Annotated in this window: 24 protein-coding genes; 8 read left to right on the top strand and 16 right to left on the bottom strand. The window is 60.2% G+C overall.

Annotated features, from left to right (window positions below):
* Positions 1 to 91 precede the first annotated feature (91 nt).
* Positions 92 to 1,990 (bottom strand): alkaline phosphatase D family protein, encoded by a 1,899-nt coding sequence (locus Q8X51_RS26345; protein WP_407694735.1) that lies wholly within the window; start codon positions 1,988 to 1,990, stop codon positions 92 to 94.
* Positions 1,991 to 2,444: 454 nt separating this feature from the next.
* Positions 2,445 to 3,233 carry an MlaA family lipoprotein gene (locus tag Q8X51_RS26350; protein WP_323147323.1) on the bottom strand — a complete coding sequence of 263 codons (789 nt, stop codon included), beginning with the start codon at positions 3,231 to 3,233 and terminating at the stop codon, positions 2,445 to 2,447.
* A 164-nt stretch (positions 3,234 to 3,397) separates the two neighbouring features.
* Here Q8X51_RS26350 and Q8X51_RS26355 point away from each other — a divergent pair, with 164 nt between their 5' ends.
* Positions 3,398 to 4,108, top strand: coding sequence for a response regulator (locus Q8X51_RS26355; RefSeq protein WP_065926005.1), 711 nt, complete (start codon positions 3,398 to 3,400; stop codon positions 4,106 to 4,108).
* The gene (locus tag Q8X51_RS26360; RefSeq protein ID WP_137212828.1) at positions 4,105 to 5,424 is read left to right on the top strand and encodes an ATP-binding protein; all 1,320 of its coding nucleotides are present in this window, start codon (positions 4,105 to 4,107) and stop codon (positions 5,422 to 5,424) included. The genes Q8X51_RS26355 and Q8X51_RS26360 overlap by 4 nt, the downstream gene beginning before the upstream one ends.
* A 22-nt stretch (positions 5,425 to 5,446) precedes the next feature.
* Here the strand turns inward: Q8X51_RS26360 and Q8X51_RS26365 are convergent, their stop codons facing one another.
* The 3 genes from Q8X51_RS26365 to Q8X51_RS26375 all read right to left on the bottom strand — a co-directional run bounded on the left by Q8X51_RS26365 (position 5,447) and on the right by Q8X51_RS26375 (position 8,878).
* On the bottom strand, positions 5,447 to 7,690 hold the full coding sequence (locus tag Q8X51_RS26365; protein WP_065947197.1) for an ATP-binding protein: 2,244 nt from the start codon (positions 7,688 to 7,690) through the stop codon (positions 5,447 to 5,449).
* Entirely contained in the window at positions 7,687 to 8,301 is a 615-nt protein-coding gene (locus Q8X51_RS26370) for a biliverdin-producing heme oxygenase (protein WP_065926008.1), read from the bottom strand. Before Q8X51_RS26370 ends, Q8X51_RS26365 begins: the two co-directional genes overlap by 4 nt.
* A gap of 196 nt (positions 8,302 to 8,497) precedes the next feature.
* The gene (locus Q8X51_RS26375; protein WP_065926009.1) at positions 8,498 to 8,878 is read right to left on the bottom strand and encodes a response regulator; all 381 of its coding nucleotides are present in this window, start codon (positions 8,876 to 8,878) and stop codon (positions 8,498 to 8,500) included.
* Positions 8,879 to 9,076: 198 nt separating this feature from the next.
* Between Q8X51_RS26375 and Q8X51_RS26380 the strand changes: the two genes are divergently transcribed.
* Positions 9,077 to 9,619 carry a demethoxyubiquinone hydroxylase family protein gene (locus tag Q8X51_RS26380; RefSeq protein ID WP_323147325.1) on the top strand — a complete coding sequence of 181 codons (543 nt, stop codon included), beginning with the start codon at positions 9,077 to 9,079 and terminating at the stop codon, positions 9,617 to 9,619.
* A 42-nt stretch (positions 9,620 to 9,661) separates the two neighbouring features.
* Entirely contained in the window at positions 9,662 to 10,036 is a 375-nt protein-coding gene (locus Q8X51_RS26385) for a c-type cytochrome (RefSeq protein WP_065926010.1), read from the top strand.
* Here Q8X51_RS26385 and Q8X51_RS26390 read toward each other — a convergent pair whose 3' ends face one another.
* From Q8X51_RS26390 to Q8X51_RS26410, 5 genes are read right to left on the bottom strand one after another with little or no spacing between them, the layout of a single operon-like run.
* The gene (locus Q8X51_RS26390) at positions 10,037 to 12,058 is read right to left on the bottom strand and encodes an LTA synthase family protein (protein ID WP_407694736.1); all 2,022 of its coding nucleotides are present in this window, start codon (positions 12,056 to 12,058) and stop codon (positions 10,037 to 10,039) included.
* On the bottom strand, positions 12,058 to 12,657 hold the full coding sequence (locus Q8X51_RS26395; protein ID WP_065926011.1) for a hypothetical protein: 600 nt from the start codon (positions 12,655 to 12,657) through the stop codon (positions 12,058 to 12,060). Before Q8X51_RS26395 ends, Q8X51_RS26390 begins: the two co-directional genes overlap by 1 nt.
* The gene (locus tag Q8X51_RS26400) at positions 12,657 to 13,925 is read right to left on the bottom strand and encodes a sialidase family protein (protein ID WP_065926012.1); all 1,269 of its coding nucleotides are present in this window, start codon (positions 13,923 to 13,925) and stop codon (positions 12,657 to 12,659) included. Before Q8X51_RS26400 ends, Q8X51_RS26395 begins: the two co-directional genes overlap by 1 nt.
* Before the next feature lie 22 nt (positions 13,926 to 13,947).
* Positions 13,948 to 14,493, bottom strand: coding sequence for a cytochrome b/b6 domain-containing protein (locus Q8X51_RS26405; RefSeq protein WP_065947195.1), 546 nt, complete (start codon positions 14,491 to 14,493; stop codon positions 13,948 to 13,950).
* Positions 14,493 to 14,759 (bottom strand): PepSY domain-containing protein, encoded by a 267-nt coding sequence (locus Q8X51_RS26410; RefSeq protein ID WP_065926014.1) that lies wholly within the window; start codon positions 14,757 to 14,759, stop codon positions 14,493 to 14,495. Before Q8X51_RS26410 ends, Q8X51_RS26405 begins: the two co-directional genes overlap by 1 nt.
* Before the next feature lie 147 nt (positions 14,760 to 14,906).
* Between Q8X51_RS26410 and Q8X51_RS26415 the strand changes: the two genes are divergently transcribed.
* The 3 genes from Q8X51_RS26415 (at position 14,907) to Q8X51_RS26425 (ending at position 17,609) form a co-directional block, all read left to right on the top strand.
* Complete coding sequence (locus Q8X51_RS26415) at positions 14,907 to 15,569, top strand: response regulator (RefSeq protein WP_065926015.1); 663 nt, start codon at positions 14,907 to 14,909, stop codon at positions 15,567 to 15,569.
* On the top strand, positions 15,566 to 16,918 hold the full coding sequence (locus tag Q8X51_RS26420; RefSeq protein WP_407694737.1) for a sensor histidine kinase: 1,353 nt from the start codon (positions 15,566 to 15,568) through the stop codon (positions 16,916 to 16,918). Before Q8X51_RS26415 ends, Q8X51_RS26420 begins: the two co-directional genes overlap by 4 nt.
* A gap of 124 nt (positions 16,919 to 17,042) precedes the next feature.
* Positions 17,043 to 17,609, top strand: coding sequence for a hypothetical protein (locus tag Q8X51_RS26425; RefSeq protein ID WP_065926017.1), 567 nt, complete (start codon positions 17,043 to 17,045; stop codon positions 17,607 to 17,609).
* A gap of 228 nt (positions 17,610 to 17,837) precedes the next feature.
* Here Q8X51_RS26425 and Q8X51_RS26430 read toward each other — a convergent pair whose 3' ends face one another.
* The 3 genes from Q8X51_RS26430 to Q8X51_RS26440 form a co-directional block, all read right to left on the bottom strand.
* Complete coding sequence (locus Q8X51_RS26430) at positions 17,838 to 18,095, bottom strand: colicin E3-like toxin immunity protein (protein WP_065947192.1); 258 nt, start codon at positions 18,093 to 18,095, stop codon at positions 17,838 to 17,840.
* A gap of 7 nt (positions 18,096 to 18,102) precedes the next feature.
* Positions 18,103 to 19,257 carry an S-type pyocin domain-containing protein gene (locus Q8X51_RS26435; protein WP_065947191.1) on the bottom strand — a complete coding sequence of 385 codons (1,155 nt, stop codon included), beginning with the start codon at positions 19,255 to 19,257 and terminating at the stop codon, positions 18,103 to 18,105.
* Positions 19,258 to 19,558: 301 nt separating this feature from the next.
* Complete coding sequence (locus tag Q8X51_RS26440; protein ID WP_407694738.1) at positions 19,559 to 20,182, bottom strand: hypothetical protein; 624 nt, start codon at positions 20,180 to 20,182, stop codon at positions 19,559 to 19,561.
* Positions 20,183 to 20,395: 213 nt separating this feature from the next.
* Here Q8X51_RS26440 and Q8X51_RS26445 point away from each other — a divergent pair, with 213 nt between their 5' ends.
* Positions 20,396 to 21,088: an EndoU domain-containing protein gene (locus tag Q8X51_RS26445; protein ID WP_407694739.1), complete on the top strand. Its 693-nt coding sequence runs from the start codon at positions 20,396 to 20,398 to the stop codon at positions 21,086 to 21,088.
* 62 nt (positions 21,089 to 21,150) lie between these two features.
* Here Q8X51_RS26445 and Q8X51_RS26450 read toward each other — a convergent pair whose 3' ends face one another.
* From Q8X51_RS26450 to Q8X51_RS26460, 3 genes are all read right to left on the bottom strand, one after another.
* Complete coding sequence (locus tag Q8X51_RS26450; protein ID WP_407694740.1) at positions 21,151 to 21,729, bottom strand: RNA polymerase sigma factor; 579 nt, start codon at positions 21,727 to 21,729, stop codon at positions 21,151 to 21,153.
* A gap of 347 nt (positions 21,730 to 22,076) precedes the next feature.
* Positions 22,077 to 22,448, bottom strand: a complete 372-nt coding sequence (locus Q8X51_RS26455) for a PH domain-containing protein (RefSeq protein ID WP_065926020.1) — start codon at positions 22,446 to 22,448, stop codon at positions 22,077 to 22,079.
* Positions 22,449 to 22,472: 24 nt separating this feature from the next.
* Positions 22,473 to 22,802 carry a hypothetical protein gene (locus tag Q8X51_RS26460; RefSeq protein ID WP_065926021.1) on the bottom strand — a complete coding sequence of 110 codons (330 nt, stop codon included), beginning with the start codon at positions 22,800 to 22,802 and terminating at the stop codon, positions 22,473 to 22,475.
* Between the last annotated feature and the right edge of the window lie 427 nt (positions 22,803 to 23,229).

A 23,229-nucleotide genomic window follows, 5' to 3' on the forward strand; every position in this document is an offset into this window, starting at 1 on the left:
GATGCCGATACTCCGTGGCTGGAGCTACTGTACAACGGAGCTTGTGCGCTTTGAATAGGGCGGATGGACGGTTACAGGAGCGGGCCATGGGCTATTGCTTCGGCGCGATCATCCTCGTACGCGCCTTCCCGTCGGCGTTGTGCTGGTAGATCTTGTCAGGCTGCCCCCGCTCGTTGAAGAACACTTGGCCGATGCCTGCCGAATTCCATAACCGTTCACCGGCCTCGGCATGCTCCGGGATATGCGGCACCACCTGCATGGTGCGGCGGCGAGTGAACCAGTTGAGAGGCGAGCGCGGCGAGTACAGCCAGCGGTTGAGGCGGTCGAACCATTCCAGCAAGCGCGGCGGGAATTCGTTCTTGATGCCGCTGCTGGTGATCTGCCAGATCCTGGGGCCGGCGTTGCGATGGCGGATCAGCACTTCATAGACGAACGAGTAGTGCACATCGCCCGAGAGGATCACGTAGTTACCCGGTGTGCGCGAGTGGCGAAAGATGTTGAGGATCACTTGGGCTGCACCGCGATGGGCCATCCAGTTTTCTGCGTCCACCAGCAACGGGTGGCCGCACCAACTGAAGATTTTCTGCACGGTCTCGATCAGCTTGACGCCAAAGATCGGTGCGGGGGAGACGATGATGGCCGAGGGATGGTCGAGCAGTTCCTGTTGCAGTTCGCTCAAGGCTTCCCAGTCCAGCAGGCCGGACGGTTGCTTGAGGGTGAATTCGCTGCGCCAGCGCCGGGTGCGGGTGTCGAGCACTACCAGGGCCGGCGTGGTGGGCAGCACGTAGTGCCACTGCTGGAACTTCAGCAGCGCCGCGAGCAAAGCATCCTGTGCCTGGGCGTCCAAGTGATTGCTCTGCGCCTGGCTGGCCAGTGCCTGGGTGTGGCCCACCAGCTTATCAAAGGCGTCCGGGTTATTGCCCCAGCCCTGGCACAGCAGGTACGCCAGCAGGGCGTTACCGATGATGCGTCTGGAGAACGGATGGCCGTAGGCGGTTTCTTCCCATTGCGCGCTGAGGTTCCAGTCGTCGGTGATGTCGTGATCGTCAAAGATCATCAAGGTGGGTAGATGGGCGAATACCCGCGCCACGCCCGGCAGGCCGTCGCGAAATTTATCCACCTGCACCTGTTCGCGGGCATAGCGCGCAGCTTCATCGGCGCTCAGTTGCGGTGGCTGTACGGTGAGCAGGGACCAGGGGACGGGCGACCACACCAGCAGGTACATCGCCATGACTTCGGCGAACGTCACCAGGTGATTGTCGGCGGTGCTGCTGGTGAAAATCGGCTTTTTCACGCCGCCAAAGAAACGTTCGCGCAGGGTCTCATTGCTGTCCAGCGCGGGTAGCAGGTCTGCGCGGTGGTAGTAGCTGGCGTGATGCCCGTAGAGGCTGGCGCTGTCGTCTACCACCGCGCCTTCCAGGTACTCATCGAACAGGCCCAGGCGCGCAATCAGCCCATGGATCGCCCGCAACATCGGCCCGGCCACATCGTCGGCGTACACCTGGTCGCCGCTCATCATCAGCAAGGCTGGGCGGTCGGCCGGGGTCTGTGCATCGGCCAGCAGCCGATCGACGCAGAGCAGGCCTTCGTCGGCGCTGTGGTGAGGTTTGCGGCAGGAGCCGTGTACCAGCTGATGGATGTGGCTGTGCAGTACGAAACTTGGGCAGTGTGTGTCGGTGTACAGCAGGTGCGGTGCCCATTCGGCAATGCCGGCATCGTCGACCAGCAGATCATAGTGGATGACTACGTCCTGGGGCAGCGCCTCGTCCAGGCGTACATCAATCAGATGGATGTACGCCTGGCGCCCCACTGGCACGACCTGGCACCGGTCCTGGCCCAGCGGTATGTCCAGGCACTGGTCGGCACAGTGCAGTTTCAGGCTCAGGGGCAATGCCCGGCTCCCCACCAGCCACAGCACCAGGCGCCGGGGTTCCAGGCGCCGCAGCAGAGGGCCGGCGAGTACGGCGGGCAAGGTGTCGGGATGTGGCATGCGGTAACAGGCTCCGGCCAGGGTTTAACCGGCAAGGTTAGCGCAACGGATGTCAGTGTTTTGTTAAGGCGGGGCGGTCTGTAAAAAAGAAGAAGGGCAATACGCTGCCCTTCTTCCTGCGGTTCAGAGCAAGTTCCCCTTGCCCAGGCTATCCAGGCCGCCACTTCTGGGGCGGTTGCGCGATGAACCGTCAGCTTCCTGAGGCTCCAGTTGCAACTGAGGGTCTTCAATGCTGCGTTTCTTGCGTTGCAGGGCTGTGTCGTCCTGCGGCGTAGTGGGGGGAGGAGGGGGGAGCGGTGTCGCGTTGATGGAGCTGAGCATGGCAGTGTCCTTTTATCTATTAGTCGAGTGTTACTTCACCCCTTGGAGCGAAGTGCCGCCAAACTTATAGAGCAGGGCGCTGGCGAGCTATAAACGTCCTGCTGCAAGATATGACGACCTTTGGCTACTCGGCTCAGAAGTCATCAGCGGCGCCGTTCGCGCAACCCCCGGTCGCGGGAGTGGTCGCGCCGTCCTTGCCATCCAGCACAAACGCCGCACGGTTTTGTGCCACGACATTACGTATTGCGCTGTAATAGTCCGGCAATTTTTGCAGGCTGTCGGTGAGCGGCAACAGTGATGCCCGGGTATCCACGGTGCCACCTACCAGGCTGAGGGTGCCCAGGGTCTGCACGGTGTCACTGTCTCCCAACGGCGAGACCAGGAAACTCAAGACTTTGCCTGCCGCATCGCGGCTGTTGCTGGTGCCCAGCAGTGGCAGTTCGACAATCGGCCCGTTGCCGATGCCCCACACGCCGAATGTCTGGCCGAAGTCGGCGCTATGGCGCGGGATGCCCACGCGGTCTGATACATCGATCAGCCCCACCACGCCCACTGTGGTATTCAGCGCAAAACGGCCAAGGGTATTGACCGAGCGCCTTGGGTTGCCTTGCAACAGGTCATTGATAAACACCTTCGGCTCGCTGAAGTTGCTCGCAAAGTTATGCACACCCTGCTGGAAAAAATCCGGCAGGTAGCGGTAGCCACGTGCTACCGGCGCCAGGACGTAGTTATCCACCGTCCGGTTGAAGGCAAACACCCCGCGATTGAGCGGTTCGGCCGGGTCATACACCGGGTAATTCACCTGTGCGCAGCGGGTGGTGGTGCTCGAGGGGGCCGGGCTGGCGCAGCCCGTGAGGTAAGACACGGTCAACAACAGCACGACCTGGCGAGCCAGGTGCCGGGGATAGGTCAGCGAGCGCATAAGCACGGTCTCCGCAAAAGGGAGGCCGATGCTGGCAGCCGTCCCTTGCGCAAAGATGTCTGGTTTATTGCGGCGCTGACGCTTTATTGCACGATTGAAATATATGACGGGCTGCGTCGAATGGTTTTAGATGGCGCATCGACAACACCCAGTGATGCCCGCCTGTGAGCAACCTTTTGATCGTGGACGATGACCTTGAAGTCCTCGCGCTGCTGAAGAAATTCTTTATGCAACATGGCTATGCGGTCGAGACCGTCGCCGGTGGCACCGAGCTGTGGGCCGCCATGGAGCGTCATCCCGCCGACCTGATCATTCTTGACCTGATGCTGCCGGGGGAGAACGGCTTGTTGCTGTGCCAGCGCCTGCGCCAGCAGTACGCAACACCGGTGATCATGCTCACCGCCATGGGCGAACTCAGTGACCGCGTGGTAGGCCTGGAAATGGGCGCCGATGACTACTTGAGCAAGCCCTTCGACGCCCGTGAACTGCTGGCGCGGGTGCGTGCGGTATTGCGTCGGGCAGGCGAGGGGCGGCCGGTGTTGGGCGAGTCTGCCCGTCCCTTGATTCGCTTTGCGGGCTGGCAACTGGACGTTACGCGCCGTGAACTGCGCTCCCCCGACGAGGTGATGATCCCGCTGTCATCCGGTGAGTTCGACCTGCTGCTGGTCTTCGTCGAACACCCCCAGCGCGTGCTGACCCGCGAACAACTGCTGAACCTGGCGCGGGGCCATAGCCATGACGCGTTCGACCGCAGCATCGACGTGCAGGTCAGCCGCCTGCGCCGCAAGCTGGAGTTCGATACCAAGCGCCCGGCCATGATCCGCACCGTGCGCAATGGCGGTTATCAATTCACCGCCAGCGTGAGCCGTTCATGAGCCGCCGCCCGCGTGACACGGTGGCCCGCTGGATCGCCCTGACCATCCTGGTGGCGATGCTGACTGCGTTGGCGTTCAACGCCCTGTTTGTGCAATTGGCGGGCGTGTGGGCACGGCCGCCGTTGACCGAAACCGGGCTGCTGGAAAAAATCGCCGTGGTGGTGCGCGTGGTTGAAGGTTCGCAACCGGCGCAACGCGCGCACCTTGCGCAGGTTGTAGGCGACGAATCCTTCAGTGTGACTTGGGCGGCGCAGCGGGAAGCCTTTGAGCTGCCTGTGCTCGCCGACCCGGATTTTCATTCGGGCGAACAGGCCTTCAAGAACCTGCTCCAGGGGCCGGTGCGTCCCATGGAAGCCTACGAACCCTCCGATTGGCCGGGCGGCGATGGCCACTATGTGCTGCTGATGCAACTGGCCGATCAGTCCTGGCTGATGTTCAGCGCCCGTGCCCGCAGTTGGGGGCTGGACGAGGGCGCGCGCAGCGTGATTGTGGTGCTGCTGGTGCTGATCTCGACTGCGCTGGTTACCCTGGTCGCGACCCGTCGCCTGGCTCGCCCCCTGCAACACTTCGCCCAGGGCGCGCGGCGCTTTGGCGCCGACTTCCGCGCGCCGCCCATCGAGCCGGTCGGGCCCCACGAAATCCGCCAGGCGATCCTCGCGTTCAACGGCATGCAGGCGCAGTTGCGGCACTTTATCCAGGACCGCACGCAAATGCTCGCGGCCATCTCCCACGACCTGCGTGCGCCCCTGACCCGCCTGCGCCTGCGCGGTGAATTCATCGAAGATGCCGACCAGCAACGCCGGCTGTTCAATGATGTCGATGAAATGCAGGCCATGATCAACACGGCCCTGGCGTTCTTCCGCGACGACGCACGCCTGGAGCAGGCCACCCAGCTGGACCTGGCGGAACTGCTGCAAACCCTGATCGACGACTACCGCGACCAGGCGATTGAACTGGCTTTCAGCGGACCGCCGCGCCTGGTGTACTTTGGCCGGCCCTTGGGCCTCAAGCGGGTGATGACCAACCTGATGGACAATGCCATCCACTACGGTCGGGCGCCGGAAATCGAACTGCAACAAGGGCCGGCCGAAGTGGTGATCCGCGTGCTGGATCGCGGCCCGGGGATTGCGGCGCAGTATCGCGAACAGGTGTTCCTGCCGTTCTACCGCCTCGAAAATTCACGCAACAAGAGCACCGGCGGCGTCGGACTTGGGCTGTCTACCGCCCGTGCGATTGTGCTGGAACACGGCGGCACACTCACCCTGTCGGAGCGCCAGGGTGGCGGGTTAGAGGCGGTGGTGGTATTGCCGGTGTAACCGGTGCTCGCCACAGAGGCGGTCAGGTATGGGAGTCCTCAATCACCTTCGGCACCGTAAACCGGAACTCACTGCCACGCCCCACTTCACTTTCAGCCATGATCTTGCCGCCATGGGCGTGGACAATCCCTTGGGTGATATACAGCCCCAGACCGGTGCCGGTGGGATTGTTTTCCGACTGGGTCCAGTAGCGATCAAACACGTGGGGCAGTTGATCAGGCGCAATACCTTCGCCTGAGTCACGCACCGAAAACACGATCTCTTCACCATTGGTCATCGCACTGATGCCGATATTGCCCTGGCGCGGAGTGAACTTGATGGCATTGCCGATCAGGTTCGACAGCACCTGGAACAGCCGCTCCGGGTCGCCGTTGATCTGCAGGCCAGGCTCGGCGTTGAACGACAGGTCGATGCCTTTTTCCATCGCCAACGGCGCGAGCAGGGAATAGGCCTCTTCGAACATTTGGCTGACGTCCAGGGCAACGGGTTTGACCACGTAGCGCCCGGCCTCTATTTTCGAGGTGTCGAGCAAGTCTTCCAGCAAGACGTTCATGCGTCCGGCGGCCTGTTGCATGGTGTCGATGGCGGAGGAAATGCGTCGCGAGGTGTGCGGGCCGTCGGAGCTGAAGGCCTTTTGCATCATGCCGCAGAGCATGGAGATCACCGTCATCGGGTTGCGCAGGTCGTGGGACACCACCGCCACCAGGTCATCACGGGCGCGCACGGCCTGTTGCTCGCGCAGCACCTGGCGAGCCAGGTCGTTTTCCAGGGCAGAACGACGCAGGTCGTTGGCGGCGAACAGGTCGCCATGGCTCCACTTGGTGGAAATACCGGCCATCTCCACCTTCCAGATTTCAAACGAGGTACGCGGGCGAAGGCGCAGGCCGGCGTCGGAGCTTTCCAGGTCGAGCGGCTTTTTCGGGTCACCACTCCAGTTAATGTTTTCTTTCACTTCCGGGCGGAACCACAGTACGCCGTTATCCACAGGCTTTGGCAGGCTCATGGCCAGGACACCGCTGGCCACCTGTTGGAACTCGGCGCCTGGCGGGTAGATCGACACCAGGTTATGGCTGGAGAACACCGGCTCGCCGCTGTCCTGCAGCCACTTGTGCAAGGCCCGGATCTGCGCCGGTTCCGGGCAGTTGCCGTAGCGGTGCAGTTGCTTGTCTTCGATGATCGCCACGCCGCCGGACAAGGTCAGGTCCATCAGCACCTGGCCGCGCTGGGCCAGGCCGTCGAACACGTTTTCTTCGGAGGCCTTCATGGCTTTATCCAGCAACGCCAGGGCCTCGACTTTTTCTTCTCGCTGACGGCTCAGGTCCAGGGCTTCCATGGCGCTGATCTGCAATGACAGCACCTGACCGATGGTCTGGCAGGTGATACGCAGGTCATTGGGCACCAGCAGCGGCTCGCGGTTGCCGCAACTGATCAGGCCCCAGAGCTTGTCGCCCTTCATCAGCGAAATGCTCATGGACGACAGCACGCCCATGTTTTGCATGTACTGGCAGTGAATCGGCGACACGCTGCGCAGGGTGGCAAAGCTCAAATCCAGCGGCTCACCGGTATCCGGGCGCAGCTTGGGCAGCAGGGGCACCGGCTCGTAGGCAGCATTCGGGATGATGCGCAGCCAGTTGGTGCGATACAGCTCGCGGGCCTGCTCCGGGATATCGGACGCGGGGAAGAACAGTCCGTTGAACAGCTCCATGGACGGTGCCGACGCTTCCGCGATCACCTGGCCATGGCCTTCTTCTTCGAAACGGTAGATCAACACCCGGTCGTAACCGGTCATGGCCTGGATTTCAGTCACGCTGATTTCGTACAGCGCTTGCAGGGTTTTCGCTGATTGCAAACGTTGCAGCATCTTGCCCAAGTCACTGCTGCGGCCTTTCAGGGCCCGTGGCCGGAAGTCCTTGAGCCGCGGTTCGAATTCCAGCACCAGCACGTCCTGATGGCGGTGCAACAGGCCTTCGAACTCGGCGCCGTTGAGGGTGACGTGCAAAGGCGGCGCATCAAGGAAGCTGTTGTGTTCGGCCATGGCCTGCACGGCCTGGGCGTGCTCGGCACCGATCAGCGCGTGCAGTGGCTGGCCCAGCAACGACTCGGGGGCGCGGTTGAACAGGCTGGCGACGTTAGTGCTGACTTGAATGATGTTCAGGTCGGGCTCCGACAGCGTCAGCAGCACACCGTGGGGTTGGATCGCCCCCGGAAAGCGGATGGGCTCGTCGGCACAGTTGGCAAGCAGCTCTTCAAAATCGTCGGGTTTCATAGCAGTACCTCCTGGCTGTCGAGCCATTGCTCAAAGCAGCTGAATGTCGAGCGGGCCGCGTGCACCGCGCGCTGTTTGGCTGGCGTGTCCAGCGGCAGGCGGCCCAGGTAGTCGAGAAAATCTTTCCAGCGCCGACCGGTTTCGGCACCGTACACATCGAGGAACGCCCCTCCGTTGTCGGCGTCCAGCGCCAGGCGTCGAGCCATTTCCCGACGCAGTACCTGGCCGCCCAGGGTTGCGCCTTCAAGCACATACAAGGCGCCGAGGCAGGCGGCGGGGGTATCGAAAGCGGGCAATTGCACACAGTGCGGCAAGGCGTTGATCGCGGAGGCGTCCAGACCAAGGGCGTGAAGATCGTTGATCAGCGTCGGCGTTTTCATACGCAGCGTCGGGTCGAAGCCTTCAGGGATAAACTCACAGCCGTACAGCGCTGCTTCAATCGGCCGGTAAAACCCGTAATACGCCTGGATCAGGCGCTGATACCAGCCGGCATCCAAATGTTCGGAAAAAAACGGCAGTCGTTTTTCCAACGCCACGTGCAATAGGCCGGTGCCTGCGCGCAACGCGTCCAGCAATGAGGGCGCACCACCTTCATGGGCCTGTGAATGCATTCAATGAGCTCGAACTGTGGGCCTTTCGGCCATGAATGACGCGTTGAAAAAGGCGACGATTCTACACAACACATAAGCATCAGCTGAACGCACAAGGCGAAAAGGCTGACCAGCGGATCAGAAAAGTCGCTCCCTGCTTAAGTAAGTGACCATAAGGGCTGCTGCGAAGTTCGGCATCAATGATATCGCGACGCTATCAATGCATGGACGCCCCCTGCTGGGTCAATGCCGTTTGCACGCACTCAAGTAAATGCTCGGTGCTCCACGGTTTGGGCAGGAACCGCACGGAGCCACCCAATTGCTCCGCGAGTCTGGCGTTGCCCGAGGTGAGCAGCACCGGCACTGATGGCCAACGGTGCGCCACCACCCGGCTCAAGTCATAGCCGTTGAGCAACCCCGGCATCTGCACATCGCTGACAATCAAGTCCACCGGATCATCGCCGCGTTCCAGGTAAATCATTCCTTCATCGGCTGAAGGAAAAGACGTCACAACCGCGCCGAAATCCTCCAGTACATCCACCATCAACGACCGAATGATCTCGTCGTCTTCCAATACCAAAATCGATGGCTGAGCCATGATCCTTACTCCACCATCAGGGTTCAGTAAGGTGGAGTGGAACGGGGCCGGTTAGGTTCGATTGGATGCGTATGGGGCGATGGGTGGTCAGTTTCGAGGGTCTAGGTTGCGCATTTGCGCGGAGGTACGGCAGGATACCGGCGCTCTGCAATCAGGATCGGCCCGAATCCCGTGGGCCCTCGCACAAGGTCGTCAACCGTGAACGCTTCCGCAGCCCCCTTGATCGACCCTGACCTGGGCAATCGCATGATCAAAGTCGACCACGCCGGCGAGCATGGCGCGATCTGTATCTACAGCGGCCAGCTGTTTATGGCGCGATTGTTTGTACCCGGCATGGTGGGTGAGCTCGAGGAATTCCTGTCCCACGAACGTCGCCATCGCGCGGTGTTCCAGGCCGAGTTGCAACGACGGGGTTACCGACGCTGCCGCAGCTACTGGCTTTGCGGCCTTGGCGGGCTGGTGCTGGGCCTGCTCACCGGGGTGTGCGGGCGCAAGGCTATTGTTGTCACCACCGTCGCGGTGGAAAGCGTGGTGCTCAAGCACCTGGCTCATCAGCTTCATGCGTTACGCGAAATCGACCCACTGGCCGTGACGGCCATTGCTTCCATCGTTGAAGAAGAGCAACACCACCATGACCACTCGGCTGCGCAGATCGATGTGCAGGATCCCTGGTTTCGTGCGCTGACGCCGGTGGTTACGGCGTGGACCGAAGCGGTGATCTGGATGGGCATGCGCTCCTGACAAACAGGCATAATCGCCGCCAACACCGATGTGGAGTCACCCATGAAGTACGTCCTGCTGACCCTTGCGCTGATTCTCAACACCAGCGCCGCCAATGCCGCCGGCGATGCCGAGGCCGGCGGCAAACTCTTCACCAAGACCTGCGGCGGCTGCCACAGCGTCGGCGAAGGCGCACGCGGTGGCTTTGGCCCGGAGCTCAACGGCATCATCGGCCGACCTGCCGGCACCACCGCCGACTATCAATATTCGGACGCGATGAAAAACTCCGGTGTGGTCTGGACCCGCGACAAGCTCGCGGCCTACATCGAAGCGCCCAAAAAGGTGGTGAGTGGTACGCGCATGATTTTCTGGGGCATCAGCGACCCGGAAAAAATCGACAATATCCTGGCGTACCTCGAGACATTCCAATCCAAGTAATCACTCACGCACATTCCTGAACAGCATCAATCGCGCACTCTCGTGCAGCCCACGGGTCAGTGCCTGCAGGCGCTGGAATTCCTCGGGGTGCTGCGCGGCCACATCGTCACGCGGGGTGAGTGATGCCAGGTCATGCAAGGTGGGTGAGCTGCCGTCGTGCTGCATCTGCAGCAAAAAGTGCCGGGTCACGCCGCCGATGATCGGGAAGGTGCCTTCGCGCAATACCAGCGGCACCACGCGTTCGCCCTCGGGCGCCGGTTGCTGGATGTCCCGGCCCATCGCACCGTTGCGAAACGGTACGCCTGCCATGCCGGCCACGGTGGGCAGCAGGTCGGCCAGCCCTACAGCTTCCTCGATCACCCGAGGCGCAAGGCCGGGAGCGTGGATCAGCAGCGGCACGTTGTTACTTTCCAGGCCCAGCTGTTCGAAGGCCGGCGCCATGTGCGGGATCTGGCTGATGCGGGTGTTGTGGTCGCCGAAGAACACAAAGATGCTGTTGTCGTAGTAGCCACCGGACTTGGCGATTTCCATCAGCCGGCCGATGTTGTAGTCCAGCAGGCGTACGGCGTTGTACTGCTCGACACTGCGGGAGCCCGCGGCCTGGGCCTGTTCCAGCGTCACGTGGCTGAGCTGGAAGCCATCGTTGTGTTTGGGGATGGTGAAGGGGCGATGGTTGCCGGAGGTTTGCAGGTAGGCAAAGAACGGTTGGTCCTTGGGAAGCGTGCTCAACAGATCGTCAGCTTCCTTGAACAGGTCCAGGTCGGAAATCCCCCACACGTCTACCCGTGGCGATTGCCAGTCGCTCTCCTCGAACAGTTGCACATCGTCGATGCTCTGGCGGATCAGTGCATTGATATTCGCCCAGCCGGCGTTGCCGCCGATCATGTAGAACTTCTGGTAGCCCTCGAATGCATTGATCAACGTGTGTTGCCGCGTGATCAACGGGTTGCGCGTGGCGGTCTCCTGGCGGGTGACGTCGGGAACGCCGGTGATGCTGGCCCACACGGTTTTCGCGGTGCCGGTGACGGGGACGTAGAAGTGTTTGAAGAACCAGCTTTGCGTCGCCAGTTTGTCCAGGTTCGGCGTGGGGTTGAGCGGGTTGCCATAGGCACCCACGGCACTGGTGCCGAGGGATTCGAGCATCACGAAAATCACGTTGGGCGGGCGCTCGCCGGCCAGTCGATAGGGCTGCACGCCTTGTTCGCGGATGAAGTCCAGGGACTGGGCATCGGGTTGGGGCACGCCCAGGTATTCGGCGACTTGCGGGTAATACTGGCGGACCTGGGCCTCATCGAACTGCGATTGGCCGACCTTGAGCGTGTCATACAAAAACAGCACCGGGTTCAGGCCCACGGCGGCCAGTTGGCTGTTGCCGGCAAAGAAGGCATCGCTCCAGCGCAGGGGCACCGGGTTTTCCAGGTTGAGATGGGCAACACGGCCCAGCAGGGCCAGCAGCACCGCGACGACGCCCATCACACTCACCAGCGCCAGTGCCGGTTTGCTGATGGCGGTGGGCGCTCGATTCAGGGTCAACCGCTCCAGGCAGACCAACGCCCAGACCCAAAGCGCCACCGCCGCGAGCCAGCAGGCGGTTATCCACAGTACCGGGTAGGTTTCCCACACCATCTGCTGGGAAATCTGCGCATCCTGCAGGTAACGCAGCACCGTCGCATTGATACGCACGCCGAGGTAGGCGTAGTGGCCGAAGTCGATGATGTACACCAGCCCCACCCCCGCCAGCGCGATGACCAGATAACCGCGCGCCAGCCAGCGCAGGGCCGGCAGGGTGGTGAGGTTCCAGCGCGGCAACCACGCCAGCACGGCCAGCGGCAGCAGGATCAACACCGCCAGGCGCAGGTCGAAACGCAGGCCGATTCCCAGGGTTTCCAGCAGCGCCGGGGTGTTCAAGTCCAGGCCGGAAAAAACCAGCACAAACACCAGCCGCAACGCAGCCAGCAACACAAATACCAACCCGATCGCGCCCAGGCCGTAGCGCAGGCGGCGTGATTGCAACGCACTCATCATTGACCCCGGTGCCATTTCAAAAGAGGGCGCCAGGCGGCGCTGATCAGCAGCCCCGCGCCGGCGATCAGGCAGTAACCGGTCAGCAACGGGTCGACCAGATAATCCCAATAGTTTTCCGACGCCTTGAGCCGTAACGCAAAAGCCAACGTGCCCATCGCCAGCATCCACACCGCCAGCGTATTACGCAGCCACAGCATCAACAGTGCGGCCGCCGCCATCAGGGCGATCATCGGTCGCGGGTTGAAGCCCCAACGGTACGGGTCGAAGTAGGTCAGGCCCAACGTGGCCGGGTACAGCACCAGGCTCAGCAGGCCAAACAGCAGCAACGTCTGCACTTGATGCCGACGAGCGAGCGGTTGCACTAAGCCCAGGCGGCTGAGCATGACCCACGCCAACAGCACCAATGTGCAGATGGCCAGGTCATCGGTAAAACTGCGCACATACGCCGCCAGCGGCAGCTCGTTGACCGGGATAAAACTGACCGCTACCAGCACCGGCAGCAGCCATGGCCGCCAGGGAGCGGTAAACCTGAGCGCGCTCAACAGCACAAACCCCAGCAGCACAAAACTCAAATGGGCCTGCCACACAGAAACCATCACAGACGCTCCGCCAGCCAGGCTTCGTTGAAGCTGACATGTTTGATGAAGGTGTTATTCCACGAGTACACCACGTGGTACATGCCGTCCGGACTGCGGCTGAAGTACGGGTACTCGTATTCGAAATCGCAGCCTTGGGGTTTGCATACGCGGTAATCGAGGTTGCTGAGAAAGCGCTGTTCCAGCGGCAGGCGTTTGGCGCCGCTGGAGGCGCGGAAGCCTTCGCCGATGATTGCTTTATAGGCCTCGGGGGAGAACGGTTGGCCGAGCGGGTCGGGTGACTCATCCAGTTGCACCACGGTGCGCCATTGGCTGAGCTGGGCGTCGGTGCCGTAGAGGCTGAGCTTGAAGCGGCCGTCCTGCAGGTCGTTGAGGGCCACGAGCAGCCCGTCGTCCTCGGTACCCACCGCCGCCAACGATGAATTGGGATTTGCCGGTTCCAGCGGGTACGGCTCGCTCCAAGTTTGCCCCGCATCTTCGGTGCGGCTGGCCAGGACGCGGTGGTGGGTGTCGCCGGCGTAGCGCAACATCGCCACCGCGCGCTTGCCATCCAGCGGCACGATAGTGGGTTGCAGGGAATTCTTGCCGCGGCTGATGCGGAATTTGTCGATTACCGCGCCGTCGGCACTCAAGTACAGGTACTCGGCAAACTTGCCCATGAACTCGTGGTACACCGGCAGGCCGATGGAGCCGTCGGCGTGGAACACCGGCGCGGCGCGTACCAGGGTACTGATGTTGAAAAACGGTGAGGTCACCAACTGTCGGGGCGCGGACCAGTTGGCGCCGAGGTCGTCGGACACCATCAGGTTGATTGCACTGGTGGCCCAGCCACCGACCGACACCGACACATAAAACATCCACAGGCGTTTATCCGGCCCCAGGGCAATCACCGGATTGCCGAGCTTGCGGATATAACGCTGGGTGCCGTCGCGGGTGCTTTCCCGCGTGGCCAGCACCTGCTCGGCACCCCATTCGCCACTGCGGGCATCGAAGCGTGCGGTGCGCACCTGCACATCGGCGGCGCCTTCACGCGAACCGGCAAACCACACGGCCATCAAGTCGCCGCCGGGCAGGGCGGTGACCGAGGAAGCGTGGACAAAGTCAGTGAGCTGCGAGGACACAAAACGGCTGGTGTATTGCGGGGCCGCCGCCACCTTCGAGGTGTTCGGCGCCACTTGGGCAAAGTGTGCCAGTACATGGGGCGGATGGCTTAGCCATGCGGCCAGGAACACGCCGAGCAGGCTGCAGATCAGTAAGGCGGAGCGCATAGAGAACCTGTCGAGAAAAGGATTACTGCGCAGGCTCATCCGGCAGGCGCTTCCTGCGACCGGTGAGCATGGATAACGGCAGGTTGTCCCGCACCTGGATACTTTCAAACACCGCGGCCAGCACATGGATGCACACCAGGCCCAACAGCACATTGGCGGCGGTCTCATGGATTTGCAGGGGCCAATCGGCGCCCCACAGGGCATCCACTTCCTGCATCAAAAAGCCGCTGATGCCGACGACCAGCAACGCCAGCAACATCAACAGCATCACCAGCGCGCCGAGGGGCGAGTGGCCCAGGCGATGCTGCGGGCGGCGGTTGAGCAGCGAGCGCAGATGGTTTTTCAAGCGTTTCGGGGTCGGCCAGAAATCCGCCCAACGTGCACTGCGCGGCCCGATGAATCCCCACACCACGCGCACCAGCAGCCAGGCCATGGCGTAATAGCCCAGCCAGACATGCCAGTCGTCGCCTGCTTCGTTAAAGAAGTAATTGGCGACAAAGACCCCGGCGATCGACAGATGAAACAGCCTCACCAGCGGGTCCCACAGGCGCAGGGATTCGCCTGGCATCAGCCTTTGATCTCAGTCTTCACGGCCTTGCCGGTGACCGGATCGTGGTAGATCTCTACCTTGCGCTTGTCCTTGTCGAAACCGTAGATTTCGTAGCAGTTGCCGTCGGTGACCTTGAACTTGCTGATCTCGTAGCCTTCGGCCTTGAGCTTGTCCTGGAAGGCTTTTTCGTCTTGCCATTGCGAGCGTTCGGCGGTGGTGCATTGCGGACCGGCAAGGGCCAGGGGGCTGGCGATAATCAGGGACAGCAGGAGAATTTTGCGCATGGAAAAGCTCTCAGCAGATGTGGGAGATTTCACAGTGCAAAATCAACCTTAGCGCAACCTTAGTTGGCAACGCGCGGTAACATCTTTGCCGAAATAGCCTCGGCCAGAACCCGGCATGATGCCGCCGATTCCTACAGAGGTTTTGCTATGCGCCTACTCCTTGTCGAAGATGATCGTGCCCTTGGCCAAGGGATTCGCGTGGCATTGGGCGTTGAAGGCTACACCCTGGATTGGTTGCAGGATGGCGTTGCGGCCCTGCATGCCCTGCGCATGGAAAGCTTCGACCTGTTGCTGCTCGACCTCGGCCTGCCGCGCCTCGATGGCCTGGACCTGTTGCAGCAACTGCGCGCCGAGCAGCACGACCTGCCGGTGCTGATCCTCACTGCCCGCGACGGCACCGCCGAGCGCATCGCCGGCCTGGACGCCGGTGCCGACGACTACCTGGTCAAACCCTTCGATGTGGAAGAACTCAAGGCCCGCGTGCGCGCCTTGTTGCGCCGCAGTCAGGGCCGCGCGCAACCGATGCTGGAACATGCCGGCGTCAGCCTCGATCCAGCTACCCAGCAAGTGCGGTACCTGGACGCGGACATCATCGTCACCCCGATGGAATACCAATTGCTGCACCAACTGATGGTACGCCCCGGCAAAGTGGTGACCCGCGAGCGCCTGTCCCGCGCGTTGTATGGCTGGCAGGACCGGGTCGAGAGCAACACCTTGGAAGTGTTGATCCACAACCTGCGTAAAAAGTTATCCACCGAGCTGATCCGCACCGTGCGCGGCGTTGGCTATGTACTGGCGCTTAAACCATGACCTCGGTTCGCGCGCGCATCCTCATCCCTGTCCTGGTGCTGATCCTGTTGGGCGACGCCCTGATCAGTTGGCTGGTGCTGCGCGACAGCCACCATGAAATCGAAGAAGTCTACGACGCTCAACTCGCCCAAAGCGCACGCCTGTTGCAAGGCGTATTGCGCCAGCGCGACCCTGGCGAAGCCGACTGGGACCGCCTGTACCAGGCCTTCGATCAGGCCATGAGCCGTGTCGGCGAAGACGGCGTTGCCCACCCTTATGAAACCCGGTTGACCTTCCAGGTGTGGCGCAGCGACGGCCAATTACTCGTACGCTCCGCCGAAGCGCCAGTGTTGGCCGCACCGCCGGCTACCCTGGGCTCCCACGACATCATGGACAACGGCAACGACTGGTGCGCCTTTCTCCTTGCCGACCCGCAGCAAGGCCTGCTGATATGGGTGGGCGAGCGCGACGATATTCGTCAGGACGTGATCCAGCGCATCATGCGCCACACCCTCTGGCCCACCTTGATCGGCGTGCCGTTGCTCACGGTGTTGATCTGGCTGGTGATCGGCTGGGGCCTCAAACCCCTGCGCGCCATGGCCCGCAAGATTCGCGGGCGAACCGCCGATACCCTGCAACCGCTGCACCTCAAGCCGCTGCCCAGCGACCTGGAACCGATGCAAACCGCGCTCAACCGGCTACTGGTCCAGGTGGATGATCTATTGGAACGCGAACGCCGTTTTATCGCCGACGCCGCCCACGAACTGCGCACCCCCCTGGCGATCCTGCGCATCCACGCCCAAAACGCCCAAAGTGCCGCAACGGTCGAGCAACGGCGCGAAGCGTTGGACTTCCTGGTCAACGGCGTCGACCGCGCCACCCGCATTGGCAGCCAACTGCTGACCATGGCGCGTATCGAACCGCAGTTGAACAATCCCAAGCGCAGCCGCGTACAACTCACCGAGCTGGTGCGCGAAGAACTCGCCGAACTGACACCGCTGGCCATGGAGAAAGGCGTGGAGTTGGTGCTGGAAGGGGATGAAGACTGCTGGATCGAAACCGAACCGGTGGCGCTGGCCATCGCCCTGCAAAACCTGGTGACCAACGCCCTCAACTTCTCCCCGCCGGGCAGCGAAGTGAAAGTGGTGATTGGTGCCCATTGCATTAGCGTGGAGGACCAGGGGCCGGGCATTGATGAGGCGGAAATGGGGCGTTTGTTCGAGCGGTTCTACAGTCGTGGCAATGCCAATGGCGCAGGGCTGGGGCTGGCGATTGTGAAGATGATCGTGGGCAAGATCGGCAGCCGGTTGGCGTTGCATAACCGTGAGCAGGGCGGGTTGTGCGCGCGGTTGGTGTTCAGCGAGGCCTGAAGCGATCACGGCTCAAATGTGGGCGCTGTCGAGCCCCTGCATCGCGGTCGCTCCACTGCGGAACATTCTGTTTAATCACTGGTCCAGTCATCATCATCTGTCACCCTGATAAGGACATCCTCCCGTGAAGCGAATCGCACTGCTCTCCCTGGCCCTGGCGCTGTGTGCCTGCCAATCCAACCCACGTGACTCATCGCCCAGCCTGCTCAAGGACGGCATCCAGCTGCGCCAGAAAACCGTGGCTGTCGATGCTGAGCACGCCAAAGTCATCATGAAAGCCTACGGCGGCACCGCTCCCGTCGAGTTCTCGATACGTCGCGAAGGCGACCCCGATCAACGCATGGAAACCCTGGGCACGGTGATGGATACAGGTGAAGGCCGCGTCTTCAACTGGATTGCAAAGCTCAACCAGACGGTGGCCAGCGCTGGGTTTAAGCGCTTCCCGCAGTTGGAGATCCAGGCAGATCCTGGCAAGAAGTTGACCGTTGCCAGTTCGTCCACCGACTCACGCCCTGGCATCTACGCCATTTGCGGGCCTCTGCTAAGTAGCTTCCAGCCTGAAAAGGGCAAGGTGTATCTGGTGGAGTTCCAGTTCAAACCTTCGGCGTGTGCGCAGCAGGTGTTTGATATTACGGATCCGGGGAAACGGGTTCTGATTGGGGGGGAGGGGAGTGAGGCGAAAGAGGGTTAGTTGGACGGCCGAACAAATGCGGATGCTGCGCTTGGAAGGACCTGAAGGTTTGATACTTCCAGCGCTCTCCGCCAGGGTCTTCATCGGTCGTGCTGACTTCGCCGAAGTACCAATGCTCTGATTCGAAAACGTTTCCTTTTTCGTCCTCGTGGATGAAGTGAAAGCCAACTTCGTGGAGGCCTGCCTGAACGACAGTCTGCGCATGAAGATGAATTCTCTAAGTCTGTGTTATTCGTTTGCACCTTCGTAATCAAACGCGATGAAGTAGTCGCTTTCTGAAAGAGCAATTTCATGAGAGAAGTGTGTCTGTATCTGTGATAGCCATTCTCGCCGCAGTTCAAACATACCGTTATTGACGTCCTCGTCTATCGACAGTCCAAGTTTAGAAATCACGGAGTAGTCGTTTCCTAGGTCCGCTGAGTCCTCCGTTCCGCGTAGCCGCTCTGTGGTTCTGTCGAACCATTCCAATCTCATTTTTAGTCCCATGTGTCCCTCATAGATATTTTTTGATGTTTCGTTTTTTCTTCGGCTCTTTTAGCTGCTCGCCGGTTATGTGACTGAACGCACCTAAATGGCTCCCATCACTTGCAAGATAAACTTCCAACTCTCCATGTTGGGAATCCCATTCATAAACTCTCCTGCCTTTTTCCTCAATCCAACGCTCTCTCAGCCCGGCACCGCCCTGTCTGGGAGTCATGGGTTTTGCTTTTATCAGGTTTCCAAAGCCAGTTATTTGTTCAGTATTTGGAGCCCTGTGGTACTTGTGATCCCCAGCCTTAACACTAACCACCACATACAGTGGTCGAACCCCCGACTCCACCGGGAACACCAGGATAAAATCCCGATACTCCGGCGGATAAATCGGGTTTACCAGAATCTGCGCCGCTTTCTCCGTCGGTGGGTAAATCCAGATCACCGGTGCTTGCGGCGCAGCCTCCAGGGTCGGAATACCCAGCGTGTCACTTGGATCAACGGCGGGCGTCCAGATCAGCTCGACACCCTCACCCAAATCCGCCACAAATTGATCGCCACGGCTTTGGAACTGCACCACATCAATCATTTGCCAATCAGGATTATTGCCGGTGTAAAACCCATACCCCTTGAGCGTGCCGTCCTCGCGTTGCTCGATATGCAAACGCATCTGCGAACGCGCCCTTTGCATCGAACGCAATTGCGCCTCGCTGTAGAGCGCGCTATCTCCCAACTCTGATGGCCAGGCCAACGCCACCAAACCCGTCAACAGGCCACCGGCGACGGATCCGACTGCAGTGGCTGCCGACTCAAAAAACGCCGAACGCAACGCCAACTGTCCTAGACCCGCCGGTAGTGCACTGCCACCGATCTTGCGCAAGGCAACTGCGCGCCGACCGTCTACCTCACGCCCACCCAGCAGGCTTAAATTGCCGTACTCTTTGATCAGCTCCAACGGGACATAATCGGCGGGGTTGAAGTAATGGGTGATGCCGTCAGGCAGTTGGCAGGGCTTGATGAAGACGCAGCCGGGAGGTTTGGCTGGCGTGGGTGCCGGAGCAGGGGATGGCTCGTAAAAATCAACAGATGGCGAATACGGCGCCCGCGACGGCTGTGGGGTCAGGATTCGCTGTTTGAGTAACTCTTCTTCGGTGGGGGGGTAAAAGCGTTCTGACATGGATGGCTCACTTCCTTGTGCTAGGGAGTGAGGCTACGAGGGGGGATCAGAAGCTGATATCGGCTTAATTCGTTGGCTAGTGTCGGAAAAGTAGACTGATGTTTGAGTCAGTCGCGCTGCTTCGATTATTTCGATTTTCGTTTGTTTCGTTCAGTGACTCAAATGTGGGAATTGTCGGTGAAGGCCGGGTTTTCAACTGGCATGACACTCTCCGTATCCAACCCGGCGAGACGCCACGCAGCGAGGGGACGGGTGTGGTCAGGTAAGGCACGCGGCGATTTGCTCGCCGCGTGGTTCAACGTTACATCGTTGCGAAATCGAACGACCACAGGCCGCTGGCACGGCTTACCGTCACGTTCACCTCAGTGGCGGTGATGGGGGCGATGAACTGGGTCATGTCCGAGAAGTTCTGCACGATATAGGTTTGCCCGACCATCGGAGGCGTTGCCACCATGAAGTAAAAGTTGGGCTCGTATTCAAAGCTTACGGTCATGCTCGAGTCCACTTTTGGCATGGTCACTACAGGCCGACCGTTGACGTACCAGTTGCTGTCGAACTGCAGGTACGGGTTGGTTTTGTTGATGATGCCGCACTGCTGCGGTGTGAGTTTCTCCTTGGCCAGTGAAAGCGCCGCCGGCTCAAGGTACGGCGACAATCCGTTAGGGCTGACCGCCTGAAGCAAGGTACCAGGGTTAAGCGTGCGACGGCCCGAGATGATGGTATTGCTGTCTTTTTCACCAAGGGTGGTGACATCGGTTTCAATAATGGCCTCGTAGTCGAACGACTCCGTGGCACCGGCAGAGCCGGTCAGGATCTGCCAGGCGTGAATCCGATAATCGCGCTGAGGCTGTTGGGGTTTGAGAAATACCAGAACGGTCTTGCCTTCCATATCATCGACAGCAAAGTTCACATTGAATGTGGTCATTGTCCTTCTCCTTGTTCCCTGTTCAAGCCGGAGCAACATGCCTGGCTTATCCCTCCTGACGTACCGAGTCACCGCTTGTGAAGATCTGTTTCAACTTCTTCCTCGCGGTGCAAGAAAGCCGTGCAGACGCGGTCATGTACGCTTCACAACTGTAGTCGCGTTGCGTCCTGACGAAGGGACATTCCGTCCCGATTGTCAGAAAGGAGTATTGTCATGCACGCACTTACCGTCGTTGCCACGGGTGTGGCCAGCGCACTATTGAGCCTGTCGGCTGCTGCGCAGATGGACTGCGCTGCGGCTTCAGCCGCGGTGATCCCGCTACCGGTGCAGGTCAGCAACGTGGCTATCCCTAACAGCCGGAGCAACCCGCAGATAAACCAACGGCATATCTTCTGTGGCGAGATCAACGCCGCTGGCAATGCGGTGGGGTTTCACTCTCGGCCCGGTAACCATGATCCGCAGGTGGGGCCACTGGCGCTTGACCCGGTTGCCGCTCGTACCATCGGTCCTCGTACATACATGGTGCCTTACGGGCTTAATCCACCTAACGATTACCGTTATGCAAACGCCAACGTAGAAGTGCTTAACGTGGCGACGGGGACGTGGTTGGCCAAGGCAGGGCCTTCCACGTTCTTCCCCGACAGTTGCACGCAACAGCAGGTTGTCACGTCGATTCGCTATGCCTTCATGCACCTGAGCTCTGGCCTGGTGATGGGTGGGGGAAACAGCCAGATTTTCTTCGGGCCTTCCGCGCCGACGGTGATCGCCGTCGTTCCCAATCCTTATTGTGTTGATGAGCAAGGGCTGGCATTTACGGTTGGCGGCTATCTCAACGGTATTCCCCCTGCACCTGGTGCTGCCTTGGTTTGGTGGGTGAATTCCGCCTTCCCGATCGCGGCTTTCTGAGTATGGAAAAGCCTGCCCCAATGATTTGGGGCAGGCTTGTTCTTGCGGGGCTTGCCAATGGATCAAGTGCCGCAAATCGGACCGAGTAAACCCCGTAATTGCTGCCGTGCCAGTTGCACACGCTTTCGGGCGTTGGACTCACTGATCAGCAACGTGCCTGCCATACCTTCGTATTCCAGGCCATCGATGCAACGTAGCGCCAACGCCTGCGAAAGTGTCGCTGGCAACCGGCCGATGGCCAGGTTAAGGGCCTGCAAGGCTTCTTGTCCGCACGCATTGCGCTCCGGGTCATTATGCGGCGGTTGCCAGGTGACGCTTTCATACAGATCGTGATCAAGCCATTCAAGGCTGCAGGTGACCGGCGTTTTGCGCAGGCGGTCGATACAAAAGTTGTGCGCCACCCGCTTGAGCCAGGCGGGCACATTCTCCACGCTATTCAAGCGTTCGGGGGCCTTGCTCAACAGGTTGAACAAATGCAGGCGCACCTCGCTCAAGGCGTCCTCTGCATCCTGGGGGCGGCGCAGCAACCGTCGACAGCGCTGACGAATGATTGCGTCGTGATGGATCAAGAACAGCCAAATTTCATTCGGCGCACAGCCGTGCTCGACACCGTGCGGCTTCGCATCCCTGTCACTCGCCATAATCATTCCCTGATCAACTGCGGCGCCAGGCCCGACAGGCTTTTTTTGCAAAGCGTGTGGGGCACTGGCCGGAGCAAGCAGGACGGAATAACGACAGGGTTTGTGAACGTGGGCTAGTGAAATAAGGGGAGACGGTGTAGGAAATGCAGATTGGGGGGCGGTAGCCTCATGCTCCTGAGTTCTGGCTTGGTGAATGTGGGTAGCGTCAGCTGTTGACTGGGGGCTCCACTTAGTTGATGAGGTTGCGTGTAGTAAGCGGCGGTTTACTTTTAGGTAATCGGGCTCGGTTCAACAGCAGGATGACGATCAATAGGCGTCATCTTTGATGCTCTGAGCATGCCTGCTGATCAGGTCAGCAAGTGCTTGGAGATCAAGCGGGAGATTTCGACAATCGAGGTCTTGCCGGTGAATTCAAATTTCACTTTTCCCAGCGACGAAAAGTAAATCTCCAGTTCCGAATCCAGGTCAAACGTCCCGGACGTTTCCACCGAGTACGCGACGATGTTTTTGTACGGCAGCGAGGTGAAGTCCTTCTTGCTGCCTGTTATGCCTTGTACGTTCACTGCGATGATGCGTTTGGTGGTGAAGACCACGCCATCGCGCATGGCTTTGTAGGCGTCGATGACTTCTTCGCCGTCCAGCAGCAGGGCCGCGACGCGTTCGGCGTATTCGTTGTTTTGCTTGAGTTTGAAGAAGCCTTTGTTGTTGAAGTCGATCATGTGAAGGTCCTTGTGGTGAGTCCGTTACTGAATGGCTTTAAGGTAGTCCTTCAGTGTCGCGAGCAGTGGCTTGAGTTCCTCCAGCGTTGAGGCTTGCTGTACGTTGGTAGACAACCGCTGCAGCTCACGTCCCAATACCGTATCGGCCCCACCCAAAGCGACCAGTGCCTGCATCACACATTCGTCTATCTTCAGCAGAACTCCCGGCAGATCCCCCTGTCGCACCAGCAACCCGAACACCTCCCGCTCATACCTATCCATCACCAGGTCGTCCCTCAACACCGGGCTGCCGCCGTCCTCCTCATGCACGAGCTTGAGTGCAAAGAGCGCAACAGCTTCCAGCGTCAATTCCATGGTGTCGGTTCCTCTGGGGTTGGGGGAGGGCGATGATCCCTGTTCTGGGCGTGAAAACAAAGACCCGATGCGTACCGGGCTCTCTTGCGGTATTAAAGAGTCGCCTGACTTCACGGGGACACCGGAGTGATCCTTGGCAGTCGCATCCCCTATTGGCCAAGTACCCCTTCTATCTATATAGACGCAACGACGCGCTTCTTTTAAAGGCGGGCGTCGTTGCGTCGCGGCGTGGGTTCTTTGTTAAGGAAAAGATTTTCCAGAAGAGGTTGACCAGGTAATTCAATACTGTATTATTCGCCTCCCGCTGACGAGAGATCGGAAGCGCAAGTGGTTGAAGTTGTTGAAGAAATCTTCGAAAGCTTCTGAAAATAATCACTTGACAGCAAATGAGGCTGCTGTAGAATGCGCGCCTCGGTTGAGACGAAAG

The organism is Pseudomonas sp. Yb2C2, from assembly GCF_052112325.1.
GTDB lineage: Bacteria > Pseudomonadota > Gammaproteobacteria > Pseudomonadales > Pseudomonadaceae > Aquipseudomonas > Aquipseudomonas marginalis.

Excerpts from the sequence above, each read along its gene's own strand:
- Q8X51_RS26415 (WP_065926015.1), top strand. The coding sequence starts at position 14,907 with ATGCGCCTACTCCTTGTCGAAGATGATCGTGCCCTTGGCCAAGGGATT.
- Q8X51_RS26360 (WP_137212828.1), top strand. The coding sequence starts at position 4,105 with ATGAGCCGCCGCCCGCGTGACACGGTGGCCCGCTGGATCGCCCTGACC.
- Q8X51_RS26445 (WP_407694739.1), top strand. The coding sequence starts at position 20,396 with ATGCACGCACTTACCGTCGTTGCCACGGGTGTGGCCAGCGCACTATTG.
- Q8X51_RS26405 (WP_065947195.1), bottom strand. The coding sequence starts at position 14,493 with ATGCCAGGCGAATCCCTGCGCCTGTGGGACCCGCTGGTGAGGCTGTTT.
- Q8X51_RS26385 (WP_065926010.1), top strand. The coding sequence starts at position 9,662 with ATGAAGTACGTCCTGCTGACCCTTGCGCTGATTCTCAACACCAGCGCC.
- Q8X51_RS26455 (WP_065926020.1), bottom strand. The coding sequence starts at position 22,448 with ATGATCGACTTCAACAACAAAGGCTTCTTCAAACTCAAGCAAAACAAC.
- Q8X51_RS26420 (WP_407694737.1), top strand. The coding sequence starts at position 15,566 with ATGACCTCGGTTCGCGCGCGCATCCTCATCCCTGTCCTGGTGCTGATC.
- Q8X51_RS26375 (WP_065926009.1), bottom strand. The coding sequence starts at position 8,878 with ATGGCTCAGCCATCGATTTTGGTATTGGAAGACGACGAGATCATTCGG.
- Q8X51_RS26390 (WP_407694736.1), bottom strand. The coding sequence starts at position 12,058 with ATGAGTGCGTTGCAATCACGCCGCCTGCGCTACGGCCTGGGCGCGATC.
- Q8X51_RS26350 (WP_323147323.1), bottom strand. The coding sequence starts at position 3,233 with ATGCGCTCGCTGACCTATCCCCGGCACCTGGCTCGCCAGGTCGTGCTG.
- Q8X51_RS26440 (WP_407694738.1), bottom strand. The coding sequence starts at position 20,182 with ATGACCACATTCAATGTGAACTTTGCTGTCGATGATATGGAAGGCAAG.
- Q8X51_RS26395 (WP_065926011.1), bottom strand. The coding sequence starts at position 12,657 with ATGGTTTCTGTGTGGCAGGCCCATTTGAGTTTTGTGCTGCTGGGGTTT.
- Q8X51_RS26460 (WP_065926021.1), bottom strand. The coding sequence starts at position 22,802 with ATGGAATTGACGCTGGAAGCTGTTGCGCTCTTTGCACTCAAGCTCGTG.
- Q8X51_RS26400 (WP_065926012.1), bottom strand. The coding sequence starts at position 13,925 with ATGCGCTCCGCCTTACTGATCTGCAGCCTGCTCGGCGTGTTCCTGGCC.
- Q8X51_RS26430 (WP_065947192.1), bottom strand. The coding sequence starts at position 18,095 with ATGGGACTAAAAATGAGATTGGAATGGTTCGACAGAACCACAGAGCGG.
- Q8X51_RS26370 (WP_065926008.1), bottom strand. The coding sequence starts at position 8,301 with ATGCATTCACAGGCCCATGAAGGTGGTGCGCCCTCATTGCTGGACGCG.
- Q8X51_RS26365 (WP_065947197.1), bottom strand. The coding sequence starts at position 7,690 with ATGAAACCCGACGATTTTGAAGAGCTGCTTGCCAACTGTGCCGACGAG.
- Q8X51_RS26410 (WP_065926014.1), bottom strand. The coding sequence starts at position 14,759 with ATGCGCAAAATTCTCCTGCTGTCCCTGATTATCGCCAGCCCCCTGGCC.
- Q8X51_RS26435 (WP_065947191.1), bottom strand. The coding sequence starts at position 19,257 with ATGTCAGAACGCTTTTACCCCCCCACCGAAGAAGAGTTACTCAAACAG.
- Q8X51_RS26450 (WP_407694740.1), bottom strand. The coding sequence starts at position 21,729 with ATGGCGAGTGACAGGGATGCGAAGCCGCACGGTGTCGAGCACGGCTGT.
- Q8X51_RS26345 (WP_407694735.1), bottom strand. The coding sequence starts at position 1,990 with ATGCCACATCCCGACACCTTGCCCGCCGTACTCGCCGGCCCTCTGCTG.